This is a genomic window from Pseudomonas sp. Eth.TT006 (genome assembly GCF_054456575.1).
Genome location: NZ_JBTJEN010000008.1, coordinates 140,397 through 157,248, shown reverse-complemented (window position 1 = coordinate 157,248; position 16,852 = coordinate 140,397). Strand labels below are relative to the sequence as shown.

The window sequence follows — 16,852 nt, the reverse complement described above, 5'->3', positions numbered from 1 at the left end:
TGATCGCCCGCCCTACCGAATCGTGTATTGACGCAGGACAAAAGCCTGAGCCGTTGACGAATTCGCGACGGTGTCGAGGTTGACCCTGAAGCGCACGGTCAACGTGCTGCCCGCACGCAAATCCTTCAAATAGCTGAACAAGACAATGACGCTGTACCCGCTATTGAAGACCCAGCTCTGGTTGACGGTGACATTGCCTGTCCACATCGCGAGATTATGGGGGGCGCCGTTGATGTCTTCGCCCTCCAGATCCAGCCAGAGTGCCTGCAATCTCGCGAAATGCGGCCATACACCAAAGCGCAAGGTCGCGCCACCCTGCACATTGGCCAGGATCAGGTCCGACGTACCATTGGCCTCGAGGAAGACGGGCGCAATGAACCTGTCCGCCGGGATCATCCCCACATTCAGATGAATGGGCCCCAAAGGCACAGGCTGGGCCGTACCGCGATCATATTCGGCGCTCACCGTTACCCGCTTGCCCAGGCTGAACGCCACGAGCGTAAGCGGCAATGGGACTCTTCTGGGACGCGTGGTACCGGCCGTGACGGTATTGGTCGTGTGTGAGCCCGCCGCCGGGGTTCCCGGCGCAGCAGTCCAGCGGACTCTGAGCCGGTCGCTGGGCTGCATGTCGTAATCCACGACAGCCGTCAGACTGGTCAGTACCGCCAACGGATCAACATTGCCATTATCGGGCGCCTCGGCAACCGTTACCTCCAGGTTTTGAACGACGACATTGATTCGCCTCGGACTGGACGTTCCCCCGCCGCCATCTGCCAAACGGACCGTGAACGAATGCAGGCCTCCGGTCAGTGCATCTGCTACATATGTCCAGACACCTGCTACGCCGGTGACCGTGGCGAGACGGGTTGGCCCATCGAACACATCTATTGCACCGAAGCCTCTACCGCTCAAGGTGACGCGGGTGAAGCGGGTGTCTGCGCCATCGGCGACTTCACCCTCGGCATCAGTGACCGACATTATGCTGGGCGTATTGGTTGCAACTGTCTGGACAATGTAGTTGCGATGGGCAAATGCCTGGGCATCCGATCGATCCGGACTGAATTGCAGCCCGGCCCAAAAACTCATGGTCAGCACGCTGCCATTTTTCAGACCTTGCAGCGGTGCGGCAGGAACTTTCTCTTCGTAATAGCCGGAACTGAATTGATCAGCGACGACATTTTCCGGCGCTTGCCAATACCAATGCTCCCAGACACTGCCATCGACCCTCTCGCCCTTAAGCTTGAGCCAGAAGAACTGCCCGCGCTTGCTCAGTAACCACGAGCGGATACGCAAGGTCACCTCGGTCAGAGCACTCACATCCAGATGAGTGCCCTCACCTTCGACGCTTGCCTCTTTGATCACCGGCCGGGGCAGATCAAGTTGATTGATGACTGGTACGAAAAGCGGCAAAGGATGTGATGTCACCGGCAGTGCCGTGCCCCGGTAGAGATCGTAAGTGAAGATAACGGTCTGCCCGAGATTGAACGCCAACAGATGGGGGTCAATACGAGTATCGAAGGGATGCTCAAATCTGCCAATCGGTATGGGCGGCGACGTATAGGAGCCGAGACCCGGCGTTCCAGCCGCCTTGATCGTAATGGAGTCGTCTGGCAACCAAGGAAATTCGACCTTTATCGTCAGGCTGTTCCGAACGGCCTTCGGCTCCAACACCCAGGCGGAACTTTCCCTGATTTCAAGTGGCGGCAGATCGTCACTGGTGAGCGCAGCAATTGGCGTGTCCACATTCACTTCCCTCGAGAGGGGGCCATTTCGGCATGGCCCCATCAAACACCGGAAGACGAGCACGCACCACTGTCAGAACTGACAGGGTAAACACTGTTTTAGACGAGCGGCCACTCACACGGCCGGAATGTCCAGCGACACCGACATGAACTGACTGATCCGCGAGCGCAGCCAGCGCTCGGCCGGGTCGTTGTCGTGCACCCCGCTCCACGCCATCGACAGTTGCGCGGCGTCGATCGGGAATGGCGGGTCTTCGGCGCGCAAGGCGCAGCCTTCCACCAAAGCGCAGGCGGCGTAATCCGGCACCGTGGCGATCATCTCGGTGCCCGCCAGCAGCGCACGCAAGCCACTGAACTGTGGCACCCCGAGCACCACCCGGCGACTGCGACCGACCTTGGCCAGGTCCACGTCGATGTTGCCGCTCAAATCCCCCGAGAACGACACCATCGCATGAGGCCGCTCGCAGTATTCGTCGAGGGTCAGCGGGCCTGGGCGGTTGTCGCCGCGCAAGACCTTGCAGGGAATGTCGCGCAGTTTCTTGCGCTTGGCGTTGGCCGGCAGATCGGTGGTGTAACTCACGCCGACGGAGATTTCCCCGGACGCCAGCAATGTCGGCATCAGCAGGTAGTTGGCGCGGCGCACCACGACCACGATCCCTGGTGCCTCTTCCTGCAACTGGCGCAGCAATGGCGGAAACAGACCGAACTCGGCGTCATCCGACAGGCCGATACGGAATACGTCGCAACTGGTCGCCGGATCGAATTCCTTGGCCCGGCTGACCGCACCGGAAATCACGTCCATAGCCGGTTGCAGCTCCTGCAGGATCGCCAGCGCACGCGCGGTCGGCTCCATGCTGCGACCATTGCGCAGCAGCAGCGGATCATCGAACAGGTCGCGCAGACGGCCCAGCGCGGCACTCACCGCCGGTTGGCCCATGAACAGTTTTTCAGCGACGCGGGTCAGGTTCTTTTCGAACATCAAGGCTTCGAAAATCACCAGCAGGTTCATGTCGACGCGGCGTAGATCGTTACGGTTCATGGATTCCGGTTCCTTCGATGGCCAGGCGCAAGTGCTGTGCACTTTACCCGATCAGTGGTGGCTGCACCCTGTTCCGGCCGGCGAATTAACAACGATTAACTCGTCAGCCCGCAGCGCTCGTTCTAACAATTGAGGCCTCTGCGCAGCGTTGTTTTCGCTCCCACGACACGGACTTTGGCCATGGCTCATCTACAGCAAACCGTCGCCCTCGCCCCCACCAGCGACCACCGCAAGCCCGCCATCGGTGGCCTTAGCCCGCAACGCGAGCGACGGGTCAAACAACTGATCCTCGAACGTCTCGGAGAAAGTCTGGAAGTCGCCGAGCTGGCACGTGCCTGCTCGCTGTCGCGCAGCCATTTCTCCCGGGCGTTCAAGGCCAGCACCGGCCTGGCGCCACAGGACTGGATCCGCGAGCAACGCATCGCCCGCGCCAAGCTGCTGATCCAGCACACCGGCCTGAGCCTGACGCAGATCAGCCTCGAATGCGGCTTCTGCGATCAGGCGCATTTCTGTCATATGTTTACCCGCAGCGAAGGGATCAATCCGTTCGCCTGGCGCTGTCAGGTCATGCGTGAAGGCAAGGACACCCGGACCCGGCCCATGACCTTTTGAGTGTGACCCGAGCACCTGCCGTTGCACTGACGGCCAAACCTGAGGAATATGCTGCGATACCTTGCATCAGACGGGTTGCGTCCCTACGCAACGCCGCTGTGCCGGGATCGTCGCATTACCGCAGGAGTGTGCTGTTGAGTCTTTCCCCGAATCAGGCCATCGGCTTCGGCCCCTATCGGATCTACACCGGGCAGCGACTGGTCATGGAAGGTGACCAGCCGCTGCGCCTGGGCAGACGCGCGATGGACATTCTGCTGATGCTGCTGGCGCATGCCGGCGAGGTGGTGAGCAAACAGCAGTTGCTCGCCGGGGTGTGGCCGGACAGCGTGGTCGAAGACATCAACCTGCGGGTGCACATGGCAGCCCTGCGCAAGGCGCTGGGCGATGGTCAGGCCGGCCAGCGCTACATCGTCACCGTGGCCCAGCGCGGCTACAGTTTCGTCGCGCCGCTGACCGTGCAGACCGACCAACAACGCCCGCACGAAGCGGCGCCAGCACGGCACAATCTGCCGTTGCGCCACACCCGGATGATCGGTCGTCAACCGCTGGTCGACAGCCTGATGCAGCAACTGCCGCTGCAGCGTTGCATCACCCTGGTCGGCCCCGGCGGTATCGGCAAGACCACCGTCGCGCTGCGCGTTGCCGAACAACTGATCAGCCGCTATCGCGACGGCATCCGCCTGCTCGACCTGGCGCCGCTCAACGATCCGGCGCTGATCGCCTCGCACTTGGCGACCCTGCTTAATTTGTCGGTGCATGACGGCGAGCCTCTGGCAGCGGTGATCAACGATCTGCGCGAGCGGCAGATGCTGCTGGTGATCGACAATTGCGAACACCTGATCGACGCCGTGGCGCTGCTCGCCGAAAGCCTCCTGCGCGGCGCGCCGCAGGTGCACATTCTGGCCACCAGCCGGGAGAGCCTGCGCGCCGAGGGCGAGTTCGTGCAGCGTCTGGACTCGCTCGACTGCCCGCCACCGACGAGCGAACCCGATCGCGAACAGGCGATGGCTTTCGCCGCCCTGCAACTGTTCGTCGAACGGGCCATGGCCGCGCAGGAACACTTTGAATTGAGTGACGCCGAGTTACCGCTGGCGATGGAGATCTGTCGGCGCCTGGACGGTATTCCACTGGCGCTGGAGCTGGCCGCAGCCCAGGTTGGAAGTCTCGGGCTGAGCGGTTTGCTGCAGCAATGGCAACATCAACGGCACCCTTTGGCGGCCGGTAACCAGCAGCGCCATGCACGGCACCAGACCTTGCATGCCACGCTGGACTGGAGCTTCAACCTGCTGAGCCCGTGCGAGCAAACCTGCTTGCGCCGGCTCGGGGTGTTCCGCGGCAGCTTCAGTCTGGCGTCGGCCGCGGCGGTGATTGTCGGCCAGCACATAGAACCCACCGAGGTGCTGGCGGCGGTCACGCAACTGGTAGCCAAATCACTGCTCAATGTGGATGTCGGCGATGAAGAGGTGTTCTATCGCCTGCTCGACACCACCCGGCATTACGCGCTGGAAAAACTCGAACACAGCGGTGAACGCGACACCCTGCGCGAGCGCCACGCCGAACGCTGTCTGACCGTGATGGAGCAGGCGCAAGCCGAGTGGGAGCGCACGCCGACCACGCAATGGATCGAGCGCTACGCCCGAGGCCTGGAAGACCTGCGCGCGGCGCTCGACTGGAGTTTGCACGGTGCCGGTACGCGCCAGCTCGGCGTGCGCCTGACGGCCAGCTCGGCGGCGCTGTGGCAGGAACTGTCGCTGCTCAAGGAATATGGTGCTTATGTACGCGAGGCGCTGACCTTGCTTGCCGACGCCGAACACCCCTGCCCTCGGCTGGAGATTGCGCTGCAACTGGCACTGGGCAGTGCCTGTTATCACACCTGGGGCGGTTCGCCGGAAACCATCGAGGCGTTCACTCAGGCCAACGCCCTGGCGCATCAGCATGGCGATGTTGCCGGGCAGTTGCGTGCGATATCCGGCCACTTGGCGGTCAATCTCAGCTGCGGCCATTACCAGGCCGCCTTACAACAGAGCGAACAGTTCAACCGCCTCGGCGACCACGACGACCCGTTGCTGTCGTTGAGCATTCATCGCTTGCGCGTCCTCGCCCTGCACTTTGCCGGCGACCAGCCGCAAGCGCGGGCCAGCGCCGAGCAGGTGATCCAGCGCATGGCCCACAGTGGTTATCGCAACCGCTTCACCCACGGGTTTGGCGTGCAGTACGACCAGAGCGTGGCGTCGCTGACCATTCTCGCAAGGGTCCTATGGCTGCAAGGCTTTCCCGAACAGGCATGGCGCACGGCCCGCCAAGCCCTGGACATCGCCGTGCAGATCAACCACGGCACCTCGATCTGCTACACCCTGGCTCTGGCCAGCTGCCTGATCGCCCATTACAACGGTGACCGCGAGACTGCCCGCGCGCTGTTACAGCTGTTGCTGGAACAGGCGCAGAAGCACTCGGTGCTGCTGTTCCATAACTGGGGGCGGCATTATGCGCAGGTCATCGATGAGCGCCTCGCCCCGCCGGGGCCACCGACAGAGGGTTTGATCAAGGAATTGATGGTCACGCTCGATGCGCGCCATATCGATGACGCCTTGCTGCAGCGCGCACGCAGTGGCGCGGCCGGCTGGAGCACCGCGGAGGTGTTGCGGGCCGAGGCGCAGCGGTTGTTGGCCATTGAGGCGGGTTCTGTTCAGGGACCTATTCGCGAGCAAGCTCGCTCCCACAGGGATTCGTACAACGGTGGGAGCGAGCTTGCTCGCGAAAGCGATTGCCCAGGCACCATCAATACCGCTGAACAGGCCGAAGACCTGCTGCAAAACGCCTTGGCCATCGCTCGCTCCCAAGGCGCGCTCGCCTGGGAACTGCGTAGCGCAACCACGCTGGCACAGCTCTGGCAGCGCCAGGCACGTTACCGTGAGGCGCTGGATCTGCTGGCGCCGATCTACCAGCGCTTCAGCGAAGGCTATGCCACTCCGGACTTGCGCAAGGTGCGCTTACTACTCGACGTGTTGCGCGAGCAGTTGCAGGCCTGCGCCTGAACGGTTGCGCCATTGATACGGCGCAGGCGGCTGGACGATATCGCTCGGTTCATCGCTGACTTCCAGTTGTTCGCGGACATAGCTGCGAATGGTGTTGAGCATCCGGTAGCGCACCGGTCCGGCGCCCCGCTCCACCGTCAGCCATGACTTGGCGGCCAGGCGTTCGATGATCGCGGTCAGGTGCTCACCGTCAAGCACGCGCAACGCGGCCTGCTCGGTGAAAGGCGTCAAGAACACCGACAGCCGCTGCAAAACCCGTTGTTCGCTGGTCCGCAGATCCTGATAGCTCCAGTCCAGCGCGGCATTCATCGACTGCAGCCTTGGCACCGCGGTGCGGCGGCCATGGCTGAGCAGGCGCAGGCCGTTGTCCAGTTGCGTTTGCAGCCCCACCAGCGCCAGTGCATCGACCTGCGCGGCGGCCAACTCGATGGCCAGCGGCAGACCGTCGAGCCGTTGGCAGATGTCACAGACGATCGGCACATCCTGTTCCCGCAAACAGAAATCGTGCTGACGGGCGCGGGCGCGGCTGACCAGCAATTGCACCGCCGGATAACCCATGACCTCGTCAACACTGCCTGGGAACAAGGCGTCGGGAAAGGTCAGCGGCGCAATGGCTTGCAGGGTTTCGAGATCGGCTTTTAGCGGTTCGCGGCTGGTCACCAGCAGCGCCAGGCGCGGCGCGGTCAGCAGCAAGCGATCGACCAGCGCCCGACAGGATTCGCGACGCCGCTCGCCGTTATCCAGCACCAGCAAGGCATGACGCGAGGCTAACGCGTCGAATGTTGTGTCGAGGGTGCACAGCAGTTGATCGAGCAGCGACGGGACATGCTCGGTAGCCGACAGATCGAAGTACCAGACGCCATCGCGATAATGCTGCAGCAGCAACTCGGCGGCCCGCAGTGCCACCGTGGATTTGCCGACTCCGGCGGGACCGGTCAGGGTCATCAGCCGGCACAGCGGCATTTGCCGCACGAAGCTGCCGACCAGCGAATCGCGACCGATGACCGGCGTCAGCCGCGCGGGCAAATTATGCTGTGGCGCCTGCAGGGTTTCGAACACCACCTGCGCAACGCTCTGACCGTGCACCGGGGCGATGAAGCAGTAGCCGCATTGCGGCACATTGACGATGTAGCGCTGGCCGTTCTCGCCGTCGCGCAATGCCCGGCGCAACGCGGCGATATGCACCCGCAGGTTGATCTCCGCGACCACGCTGTCCGGCCACACCAGGGCAATCAGTTGTTCCTTGCTCACCGTCTGGCCGGCGCGCTCGACCAGCACCTGCAGAATATCGAGGGCACGCCCGCCCATGCGCAATTGCCGGTCGCCGTCGAGGACCAGCCGCTGACGCAGATGAAAGGCGAATGGCCCGAAACACAGGACCGATGCAGCGGACAAATCAGTGAGGCTGTTCATGCCATTTTCCAGCGCCAGCGGTCGGGGGCAAGATGCCCCCGACGTCCGCCGCGTCTCCCTTCCAAGCGTTGACCTTATCTTGGCAGGCGCAGGTGACGGTACAACCTTCGGACGGGGCGCAACACGGACATCCGGGTGCACCGCACGGACAAAACCGCTCTAGCTGAACTGTTCGCGGTATTGCGCCGGGGTCAGACCGAGCTTTTCAGCGAACAGAAAGCGCATGTGGCGCACGCTGCCGAAACCACTTTTGTAGGCCACAGTCTTCAAGGGAAGCTCACTGGTTTCCAGAAGATTGCGCGCGCAATCGATCCGCGCGTTCTGCAGAAACTCCATCGGCGTCATGTTCACATCCCGAGCGAACACCCGCGCAAAATGCCGGGTACTCATGTTCGCCAGAGCGGCCATGCGCTCGACCGTGAACGCCTGGTCGAGGTGTTCCAGCACATGATTCTGCACCCGGGTGATGGCGGTTTCCTGCGGGGCCACCGCGGCCATCAACGGGCTGAACTGCGCTTGCCCGCCCTGACGCTTCATCACCACCAGCAACACTTTGGCCACGTCCTGAGCGACTTTTTTGCCGTGATCGCGGGCGACCACGGCCAACGCCAGATCGATGCCGGCGGTGACGCCGCCGGAGGTGATCAGATTGCGGTCTTCGGTGTAGATCTGGTCGGTCTCCACCTGCGCCCTGGGGAAAGCCTTGATCAATCGTTCGGTGTAGTTCCAGTGGGTGGTTACCCGGTAGCCGTCGAGCAACCCGGCATGCCCGAGCACAAACGCACCGGTGCAAATCGAACCGTAGCAACCGGTTTGCCCCACTGACCGCTGCAGCCAGGCGAGCAACGCCGGGTGCCTTTCGTTATAGGCCCCCGGTCCGCCGGGCACCAGCAACAGGTCAAAAGCCTGCGCAGGGTCGTCGATATGGCGATCAGTCTGTACCTGCACGCCATTCGACGCACGCAGCATGCCCCGTTCGGTGCCGAGGGTGATCAACTGATAGTGATTTTCGGGTTTCAGGTAGCGATTGGCGACGGAAAACACCTCCATGGGACCGGCCATGTCGAGCAGAAGAAAGTCGGGGAACAGCACCATTGCCACGGTTTTCATGGGTGAACATCACTGCAAGCTGAGAAAGGAACCAGACTTGGCATTATGGCCAAGTGCGGGCCGAGCCGCGAACTGAATGCGTGATCCAGTACGCAAAACTGTCAACCTGAGCGGGACAGTGTTTCAAATCCTGCCTGCTTATTGCATCGATTGGTTAACAGTAAGCTTCTCCTCACTCGGACGAATCAACGTCCCGCCAAGGAGATTTCATCATGCTGACGCTTCGTAAAGCTTCCGACCGCGGCCTCGCCAATCATGGCTGGTTGAAGTCCTTCCACACCTTTTCCTTCGCCAGCTACCGCAACCCGCGTGAGCAGGGTTTTTCCGACCTGCTGGTGATCAACGATGACCGCGTAGCGGCCGGCAAAGGCTTCGGCCAGCACCCGCACCGCGACATGGAAATTTTCTCCTACGTGCTGGAAGGCGCGCTGGAGCACAAGGACACCCTCGGCACCGGTTCGGTGATTCGCCCCGGTGACGTGCAACTGATGAGTGCCGGCAGTGGCGTCGCCCACAGCGAGTTCAATCATTCGGCCACCCGACCTGTGCACTTTCTGCAGATCTGGATCGTGCCGGACGTGGCTGGCGCCAAACCGCGCTATCAGCAGGAGCACTTCAGCGCGCAGAAAAAACGCGGTCGCCTGCAACTGATCATCTCGCCGGACGGCGCTGATGGCTCGCTGAAAGTGCGTCAGGACGCACGGGTCTTCGCCGGCCTGTTCGACCGCAAGGAAAGCGCAACGCTGCAATTGCCAGCCAATCGCTACGCCTATGTGCATGTGGCGCGGGGCACTGTTGAGCTCAACGGCGTGCAGTTGCAGGAAGGTGATGGCGTGCGGGTTCGTGAAGAACAGGCCCTGACCCTGAGCAATGGCGTGGATGCCGAAGTACTGGTGTTCGATCTGCGGCCACAGGAATTGCCAGAGATGCCATGACACAGTGTTTCAATGCCCACAAAAAAACGGCCTTCCGATGAAGGCCGTTTTTATTGCGGTGGTTTGAGCCATGGCAGCGTCGGGGGCATCGGCACAGTGAACTCCTTGCCCGCCTGAATCGCCGCCAGGGTCGTCTGGACCGCTGCATACATGTTGGCCTGATTGGCATAACAGGCACCGATGACGATCGCAACAAGCCCCACCAATTGAACGGCAGTCGCTGCCCAGACGTTGGCCTTGGTGGTACTCGCTTGTTTGAGCGCTTCTTTCGACTCTGCTGCTATGGTCTGGAGGGTGGACGACATCAGTTCGAAGCGTTTGTCTCGCTCTGCCCGGGCCCGTTCCCGCTCTGCCTGCGTGCGGTCCCTCTCCGCCTGAGTGCGGTCCATTTCTGCCTGAGTCCGGCCGTTGGCCTTGTCCCGCTCTGCCTGCGCCGCCAGAAACGCATCGATCCGCATCGACACACCTTCCATCCGGGCATCCATTCTTGTCTCTATGGTTTCGATCCTGGCATCGAACTCTTCGCGGCTTATCGTACTCATGGTTTGCGTATTCCGGGTTTCGTTCAATGGATCACTGTATGGATACAGACTGACTTCCCTGACTTTCAACTCATCACCGTTGGTGGGTTACGACCTTCCGTGGCCGATTACTTTGGTGCGAGCCCTGCATCTCTCACCGACCTGTGGAAACGATAGGATTCTTCTCCAATCCCCACAAGCCGGCTGATTCAGCGTCATTCGTAGGCTATTTCGTCAGAAGCTGTAGCCGCGCCAAAACCACTCGTGCCTACTCATTTTCCAGGGCAAACGCCTCGACAATCTCCTCGATCACCGCCCTCACCCGCGCCGTATGGCGCAGATCCGCGTGGGTCACCAGCCAGACTTCATACGGCAGTGGTCGCGTGCGCTGCGGCCAGAGTCGGACCAGACCATCTCGCTCGCCCATGTACACCGGGATCTCCCCGACACCCAGACCGGCCGCAATGGACCGGCGCACTAGCAAACTGGAACTGAGGCTGGCAACGATCCGGCCGCGATTCATTGGCTCCGCTACCAGGGTCAGATCCTTTTTGCTCTGCAGATACGGCTGATAGACCACCAGATCATGCCCATCAAACGCCGTGTCCGGCTGCGGCACGCCATGGGCGTCGATATACGCCTGGGAGGCGAACAACCCGACCGGCCAGCGGGCAATCCGCCGGGCGATCAGGTCCGGGTTGTCCGGCCGGGTGTTGCGCACGGCAATGTCCGCTTCGCGCTTGGCCAGGCTGAGGATCTGCGTAGAGGCGTCCAGTTGCACGCGCACGTCCGGATGGCGCGCATGCAGGCCGGCGATCGCCGGGATAAGGAAATCGACGGCCAGCGAATCGGTGGTGCTGACCCGCACCGTGCCGGTCAGACGATCATCCAGACCCTGGATCTGGCGTTCGAGTTCGAGCGCGGAATGCTCCATTTTTTCGACGCTTTTAAGCGCCGCCTCGCCAACCGCGGTCAGCGCATAACCGTCGGACGTGCGCAGGAACAGCGTCGCACTCAGGGACTTTTCCAGCGCCGTTATCCGCCGTCCGACGGTGGCCTGATCCACCCCCAATATCCGCGCCGCACCGCGCAACGTCGACTCGCGGCAAACGGCGAGAAACACCCGTGCATCATCCCAATTCATGCTCTCTCCCGGCGATGCATATTTGCATCGTAGTGCAGCTTAATCGCCGCATTAACGCAGCAACGATAGCCGATATGCTGTACGCCATAAACCTTTCGCGAGATCGCTATCATGCGTACTTCAACTTCCACCGGTATCTGGCTGCCGATCTTCGCCGGCCTCTGCGCCAGCCTGGTCAGCATCGGACTGGCGCGTTTCGCTTACACGCCGTTGATTCCTTCGCTGATTGAAGCGCAGTGGTTCAGCGCCAATGATGTGGTCTACCTCGGAGCGGCCAACCTGGTGGGTTATCTGATCGGCGCCCTTCTGGGCCGGCCGACAGCGCGCCAGCTCGGCAACAAGAACGCCTTGCGGCTGATGATGCTGGTGGTCACGGCGGCCTTTTTTGCCTGCGCGTTTCCGCTCTCGGTGAGCTGGTTCTTCGGCTGGCGATTGCTGTCCGGGATTGCCGGTGGCGCGATCATGGTGCTGGTGGCGGCGACGGTACTGCCGCATGTTCCGGCCGCACGCAGAGGCTTGGCCAGTGGCGCGATTTTTCTCGGCATCGGTCTTGGCATCGCGGGTTCAGGGACGCTGGTGCCACCGCTGTTGAGCCTCGGTTTGCAGGCAACCTGGTTGGGCCTTGGGGCTTTAGCCCTGGTGCTGACGGCATTGAGCTGGTTCGGTTGGCCGTCCGATTTTGCGCATTCGACGGCTGCGCACGAAACGGTGCCCGTTGAACCGACGCCACGCGCTGTTTATCTGCTGTTCGCGCAATACGCCTTTATGGCCGCAGGCCTGGTGCCGGCCATGGTGTTTCTGGTGGATTACGTGGCGCGCGGACTCGGTGCCGGGGCGCATGTCGGGGCCTTGATCTGGGTGATGTACGGTTTGGGCGCGATTGTCGGGCCGGTGAGTTATGGCTTTCTCGCCGATCAGCTTGGCGCTCGGATCGGCATTCGCCTGGTGCTGGTGGTGCAGGCGATCGCCCTTGGGTTACTGGCGACGTCTCACTCGATGCTGGCACTGGCGTTACTGGCGGTGATCCTCGGCTCATTCCCGCCCGGCATCGTGCCATTGGCCTTGGCCCGGGTGCATGAGCTGGTGCCGGAACATCATCGCCAGCAAGTTGCCTGGAGCCGCGCCACAGTGTCGTTCGCGACCTTTCAGGCGCTGGCCGGCTTTGCCTATTCCGCGCTGTTCAATGCCAGCGGCGGTCAGCACGCGCTGTTGTTCGTCATAGCCGGTGGCGCGGTCGTCGTGGCGCTGCTGCTGGAGCATGCAATGAAATGGCTGCCGGCCCGGACGGAACCGCAATGCTGTGCACATTGAAGGGAATCATTGGTTGCGCCGCATGCTCCCATTTACAAAACCTGACCTCGGAGGAATCGTTATGTCCCTGCCCCAAGAAATGACCCGAATCGAAATCACCGAACCCGGTGGCCCCGAAGTCCTGAAAGCCCGGCGCGTGCCATTGCCGGTCGCCGCCGAAGGCGAAGTGCTGATCCGCGTGCGTGCCGCCGGGATCAACCGTCCGGACGCCCTGCAACGGGCCGGCAAATATCCGATGAAGCCCGGCATGAACCCGATCCCCGGTCTGGAAGTGGCTGGCGAAGTCGTGGCACTGGGTGCCGGCGTCAGCGAGTTTGCCGTCGGTGACGAGGTCTGCGCGCTGACCAATGGTGGTGGTTACGCCGAGTACTGCACCGTGCCAGTCGGGCAAACCCTGCCGATCCCCGAGGGACTGGATTGGGTGCAGGCCGCCGCCATCCCGGAAACCTTCTTTACCGTGTGGGCCAACCTGTTCGGCCTCGGTGGCGCGCAGCGGGGTCAGCGCGTGCTGATTCACGGCGGCACCAGCGGCATCGGAACGACCGCGCTGATGCTCTGCCGCGAGTTCGGCATCGAAGCCTTCGCCACCGCCGGCAGCGCGGACAAATGCGCGGCGATCAGCCAACTGGGTGGGCAGCCGATCAATTACCGGGAGCAGGATTTCGCGGCGGTCATCGCGGAAAAGACCGCAGGCCAAGGGGTAAACGCGGTCCTCGACATCATGGGTGCTTCGTACCTCAACAGTAATGTCAGCGCGTTGGCGATGGATGGGCATCTGGTGATGCTGGGCTTCCTCGGTGGCGGCAAGGCCAACGACGTCGACCTGCTGGCGATCATGGCCAAGCGTGCGGTGGTCACCGGTTCGCTGCTGCGGGCGCGCACATCGCGGGAAAAGGCCGAAATTGCCGACAACCTGCGCAAGCACGTCTGGCCGGCGCTTGCAGCCGGACGCTGCCTGCCGATCATCGACAAGGTCTATTCGCTGCAAGACGCCGCTCAGGCGCACGCGCGCATGGAAGGTGGCGACCACATCGGCAAGATCGTACTGCGGGTGGATTGAGCCGCAGCATTTTGTAATCGTTCAGGCTGCACGACGGTCGAAAAACTCACGCGCAGGTCAGGCCTTCTGGTAAAAAGCCTTCTTTGCCTGCGCCGTGGTGGTCCGTTCCATGTTCCTGTCCTTCATGACTCGTTTGCGTCGCCGTCGTCTGGCGTTCGCCTTGATGGCTGCGCTGATCATTGGCGTGCCGACGAGTTGTGCCGTGCTCGAACACACCGAGCGCAAACTGCTGTTTCGCATCGAACCGGGTACCGCCGGCTGGTACCACGGTTTGCCGGGCAGCGTGCAGGAACTCGACCTGCAGCCCAAGCGCTTCAAGGCCGGACAAAACATTCATGCCTGGTGGTGGCCGGCGGAACGGCCGAACGCGCCGGCCATCCTCTATTTGCATGGCGTGCGCTGGAACCTCACCGGGCAGTTGTTCCGCATCGAGCAACTGCGCGCGGCCGGCTACTCGGTACTGGCCATCGACTATCGGGGTTTCGGCCAGAGCAAGGGCGATCTGCCCTCGGAAAGCAGTGTGTACGAAGACGCTCGCGTGGCGTGGGAGCGCTTCAAACTGCTGCAGCCCGACCCGAGTAAACGGCTGATTTACGGCCACTCGCTGGGTGGCGCCGTGGCCATTGATCTGGCGGCTGAACTCGGCCAGAACGCTGCACGGAGCCATATACCGCTGCCGGTAAAAGGCCTGGTGATCGAATCGACTTTCACCTCTCTCGCCGATGTGGCTGCCGCCGTGGCGAATACCTCATTGCCGGTGCGCTGGTTGCTCTCGCAGAAATTCGACTCCATCGACAAGATCGCCGACATCCACATGCCGCTGCTGGTGGTGCACGGCATGGCTGATGCTTTCGTACCACCGCGTTTCAGCGAGCAACTGTTCAATGCCGCGCAACAACCCAAGCGCCTGCTGCTGGTACCGGGTGGCACCCACAACAACAGCATGGCGCTGGGTGGGCAGAATTACCGCAAGGCGATCGATGCGCTGATGCAATCCAAACCCGCGCCGCGTGTGGCCGGACCTGCAGTCGTACGCAGCGCGCAGGACTCCTAGCGATAGCCACGGGCCTGCAAGTCGAACAGGCTGGCATAGTGGCCGTTGGCGGCGATCAGCCTGTCGTGGTCGCCCTGCTCCAGGATTCGCCCACCCTCCAGCACAATGATCTGATCGGCGTTGCGCACGCTGGAAAAACGGTGAGAGATCAGCAAGGTCATGCGACCTGCGGTGTGCTGGCTGAAATGCTCGAACACCGCCGCCTCAGCCGCCGGGTCCAGGGCCGAGGTCGGTTCATCAAGAATAAGCAGGTCGGCATCGCGACGCATGTAGGCTCGGGACAAGGCAATCTTCTGCCATTGCCCGCCGGACAATTCCTGCCCGCCGGCAAACCAGCGCCCCAACTGCGTGGCGTAACCGCGCTCAAGCCCTTCGATAAACGGCGCGGCCATGCCCTCGGTTGCCGCTGCCTGCCAGCGGGATTCGTCATTGAAGGCCGAGGTATCGCCGACACCGATGTTTTCACCCACGGTGAATTGGTAACGGATGTAATCCTGAAAAATCACGCCGATACGCCGGCGCAGCGTGGTCTCCTCCCAATCCTGCAAGTCGCTGCCATCGAGCAGGATCCGGCCTTGATCAGGCCGATACAGACGGGTCAGCAGTTTGATCAAGGTGGTCTTGCCGGAGCCGTTTTCGCCGACCAGCGCCATGCTTTTGCCCGGCACCAGATGCAGATCGATGCCTTCCAGCGCGGCACGCTTGGCGCCCGGATAGCGGAAACCGACGTTTTCAAAGCGCAATCCATCGCCGGGCTGGGCGCCGACCGTGAGATGCCCGGCCTCGGCCAGCACCGGTTCAGCCAGGTATTCGTAGAGGTTCGACAGGTATAGACCGTCTTCATACAAGCCACTGATCGCGCTCAGGCTGCTGCTCACTGCGCCCTGCCCCTGTTTGAACAGCACCAGGTACATGGTCATCTGACCCAGACTGATATTGCCGTGCACCGCGTCGATCACCACCCAGGCATAGGCCAGATAAAACGCCCCGGTGCCAAGCAAGCCGAGCCCGAAGCCCCAGCCATCACGGCGCAACGTCAGGCGCCGGTCTTCGGCGTAGAGCTTGGCGAAAGTGTCGCGATAGCGCTGCAACAGCAACGGCGCGAAGCCAAACAGCTTGACCTCCTTGATGTAGGCCTCATGGGATAACAGGGTTTCGATGTAATTTTGCTGGCGGCTTTCCGGGGCCCGGCGAGTAAACAAACGGAAAGCGTCGCCGGAAAAATGCGCCTCGGCGAAGAACACCGGCAAGGCACCGACCACCAGCAGCACCAGCGCCCACGGCGAAAAATGCACCAGCAGCACACCGAAGCTGATCAGCATGATCAGGTTCTGGATCAGCCCCAGCGACTTCATCACCAACGCCAGCGGCCGGGTCGAGGCTTCGCGACGCACGCGGACCAGCTTGTCGTAGAACTCCGAGTTTTCGAACTGCACCAGCGACAGGGTCTGCGCCTTTTCCAGAATCAGCGTGTTGACCTTCTGCCCCAACTGCACGCGCAACAGCGACTGCTGGACCGACAACGCCCGTTGCGTGCCGGACAACAGCGCCAGCACCCCCGCCTCCATCAACACATAACGCAATACCGGCCACAGTGGTGCATCGCCCTGCTGCGCATGCAATTGCATCGCCGTCACCACCGCGTCGACAATGCGCTGGCCCAGCCACGCGGCCAGCGCCGGCAATACACCGGCGATCAAGGTCGCCAGCACCAGCCCCAGAAACAGTCCGCGTGAAGTTGCCCAGACTAGAAGCAAGGCGCGCCGGGCCTGATCGAGCAGAGCGTGGAAGCGTGAAATCAACGGCATGGAACGGTGAGCTCGACAGCAGATAGAGCCTGTCATGGTACTCCGCCGGTTTGATCCGTGCTCAAACC

13 protein-coding genes are annotated in these 16,852 nt (G+C 62.1%); 6 read left to right on the top strand and 7 right to left on the bottom strand.

Annotation, left to right across the window (positions count from 1 at the left end; genetic code table 11):
• Positions 1-12 precede the first annotated feature (12 nt).
• Together ACXR0M_RS14945 and ACXR0M_RS14940 are read right to left on the bottom strand one after the other, a co-directional pair.
• A complete protein-coding gene (locus tag ACXR0M_RS14945) occupies positions 13-1,743 on the bottom strand; it encodes a hypothetical protein (RefSeq protein ID WP_458832572.1) in 1,731 nt (576 codons plus the stop codon).
• 114 nt (positions 1,744-1,857) lie between these two features.
• Complete coding sequence (locus tag ACXR0M_RS14940) at positions 1,858-2,781, bottom strand: LysR family transcriptional regulator (RefSeq protein WP_458832571.1); 924 nt, start codon at positions 2,779-2,781, stop codon at positions 1,858-1,860.
• A 180-nt stretch (positions 2,782-2,961) separates the two neighbouring features.
• Between ACXR0M_RS14940 and ACXR0M_RS14935 the strand changes: the two genes are divergently transcribed.
• On the top strand, positions 2,962-3,393 hold the full coding sequence (locus ACXR0M_RS14935) for a helix-turn-helix domain-containing protein (protein ID WP_458832570.1): 432 nt from the start codon (positions 2,962-2,964) through the stop codon (positions 3,391-3,393).
• A gap of 134 nt (positions 3,394-3,527) precedes the next feature.
• A complete protein-coding gene (locus tag ACXR0M_RS14930; protein ID WP_458832569.1) occupies positions 3,528-6,428 on the top strand; it encodes an ATP-binding protein in 2,901 nt (966 codons plus the stop codon).
• Here the strand turns inward: ACXR0M_RS14930 and ACXR0M_RS14925 are convergent.
• Both ACXR0M_RS14925 and ACXR0M_RS14920 read right to left on the bottom strand, forming a co-directional pair.
• Complete coding sequence (locus ACXR0M_RS14925; RefSeq protein ID WP_458832568.1) at positions 6,387-7,841, bottom strand: ATP-binding protein; 1,455 nt, start codon at positions 7,839-7,841, stop codon at positions 6,387-6,389. The genes ACXR0M_RS14930 and ACXR0M_RS14925 overlap by 42 nt on opposite strands.
• Before the next feature lie 159 nt (positions 7,842-8,000).
• On the bottom strand, positions 8,001-8,951 hold the full coding sequence (locus ACXR0M_RS14920; RefSeq protein WP_458832567.1) for a GlxA family transcriptional regulator: 951 nt from the start codon (positions 8,949-8,951) through the stop codon (positions 8,001-8,003).
• A gap of 212 nt (positions 8,952-9,163) precedes the next feature.
• Between ACXR0M_RS14920 and ACXR0M_RS14915 the strand changes: the two genes are divergently transcribed.
• Positions 9,164-9,886, top strand: coding sequence for a pirin family protein (locus ACXR0M_RS14915; protein ID WP_458832566.1), 723 nt, complete (start codon positions 9,164-9,166; stop codon positions 9,884-9,886).
• A gap of 50 nt (positions 9,887-9,936) precedes the next feature.
• Here the strand turns inward: ACXR0M_RS14915 and ACXR0M_RS14910 are convergent, their stop codons facing one another.
• Together ACXR0M_RS14910 and ACXR0M_RS14905 are read right to left on the bottom strand one after the other, a co-directional pair.
• The gene (locus ACXR0M_RS14910) at positions 9,937-10,428 is read right to left on the bottom strand and encodes a hypothetical protein (protein WP_458832565.1); all 492 of its coding nucleotides are present in this window, start codon (positions 10,426-10,428) and stop codon (positions 9,937-9,939) included.
• 247 nt (positions 10,429-10,675) lie between these two features.
• Positions 10,676-11,551 carry a LysR family transcriptional regulator gene (locus ACXR0M_RS14905; RefSeq protein WP_458832564.1) on the bottom strand — a complete coding sequence of 292 codons (876 nt, stop codon included), beginning with the start codon at positions 11,549-11,551 and terminating at the stop codon, positions 10,676-10,678.
• A 111-nt stretch (positions 11,552-11,662) separates the two neighbouring features.
• Here ACXR0M_RS14905 and ACXR0M_RS14900 point away from each other — a divergent pair, with 111 nt between their 5' ends.
• The 3 genes from ACXR0M_RS14900 (at position 11,663) to ACXR0M_RS14890 (ending at position 14,976) form a co-directional block, all read left to right on the top strand.
• On the top strand, positions 11,663-12,862 hold the full coding sequence (locus tag ACXR0M_RS14900) for a YbfB/YjiJ family MFS transporter (RefSeq protein WP_458832563.1): 1,200 nt from the start codon (positions 11,663-11,665) through the stop codon (positions 12,860-12,862).
• 61 nt (positions 12,863-12,923) lie between these two features.
• Entirely contained in the window at positions 12,924-13,922 is a 999-nt protein-coding gene (locus ACXR0M_RS14895; RefSeq protein ID WP_458832562.1) for an NAD(P)H-quinone oxidoreductase, read from the top strand.
• Positions 13,923-14,031: 109 nt separating this feature from the next.
• Positions 14,032-14,976 (top strand): alpha/beta hydrolase, encoded by a 945-nt coding sequence (locus ACXR0M_RS14890; RefSeq protein ID WP_458832561.1) that lies wholly within the window; start codon positions 14,032-14,034, stop codon positions 14,974-14,976.
• On the opposite strand, the gene ACXR0M_RS14885 is transcribed toward ACXR0M_RS14890, so the two are convergent.
• Positions 14,973-16,784 carry an ABC transporter ATP-binding protein gene (locus tag ACXR0M_RS14885; protein WP_458832560.1) on the bottom strand — a complete coding sequence of 604 codons (1,812 nt, stop codon included), beginning with the start codon at positions 16,782-16,784 and terminating at the stop codon, positions 14,973-14,975. The two genes, ACXR0M_RS14890 and ACXR0M_RS14885, sit on opposite strands and share 4 nt — an antisense overlap.
• Positions 16,785-16,852: the final 68 nt, after the last annotated feature.